The following is a 633-nucleotide window of genomic DNA, read 5'->3' as shown; positions in this document are numbered from 1 at the left end:
CCCGTTAAACGGGTTTACTTCTTTTTGCTACTGTTTCTGCTAAATGGATCTTCATACTCTTTCACACTCAATTTATCTATTGCTTGGTCATGTGCTTCTTGTTCACGGATATATTTTGCGACGGTTGCCTCATTCAATCCCACTGTACTGACATAGTATCCCTCCGCCCAAAATTTTCGATTGCCATACTTATACTTCAAGTTGGCATACTTCTCGAATATCATAAGTGAGCTTTTTCCCTTCAGATATCCCATGAACGATGATACTGATATCTTTGGGGGAATGGCTACCAGCATATGTACATGATCTGGCATCATGTGGCCTTCTATGATCTCTACTCCCTTGTATTTACACAATCGTTTGAAAATTTCGATTAAATCTTTTCTCACTTGATTATAGATCTCTTTCCGTCTATACTTCGGGGTGAACACAATGTGGTACTTGCACATCCACTTCGTGTGAGCTAGACTATAGCTCTTGTTTGCCATCTAAGACCATTCCTTTCATTTTATTGAGCCTGAACATCTCAATTTTATCGGAATGGTCTGGATGGTCAAACCCTCGATCCCTCCACCCGCATAGCGGGTGGTTTTTTGTTTCGCACGCTTCGCGAGCTCAACTGGCTAAAGCCAT

General features: G+C 41.5%; 1 protein-coding gene. It reads right to left on the bottom strand.

Annotated features, from left to right (window positions below):
- Window positions 1–14: 14 nt before the first annotated feature.
- Window positions 15–488, bottom strand: a complete 474-nt coding sequence (gene tnpA, locus CHH67_RS25730; RefSeq protein WP_095268210.1) for an IS200/IS605 family transposase — start codon at window positions 486–488, stop codon at window positions 15–17.
- Window positions 489–633 lie beyond the last annotated feature (145 nt).

This window comes from Paenibacillus campinasensis, assembly GCF_002272015.1.
In the GTDB taxonomy this organism is placed as follows: domain Bacteria; phylum Bacillota; class Bacilli; order Paenibacillales; family Paenibacillaceae; genus Paenibacillus_AQ; species Paenibacillus_AQ campinasensis.
The sequence above is the reverse complement of the archived record's forward strand: the minus strand, read 5'-3'. Positions and strand labels throughout refer to the sequence as shown.

Excerpts from the sequence above, each read along its gene's own strand:
- tnpA (WP_095268210.1), bottom strand. The coding sequence starts at position 488 with ATGGCAAACAAGAGCTATAGTCTAGCTCACACGAAGTGGATGTGCAAG.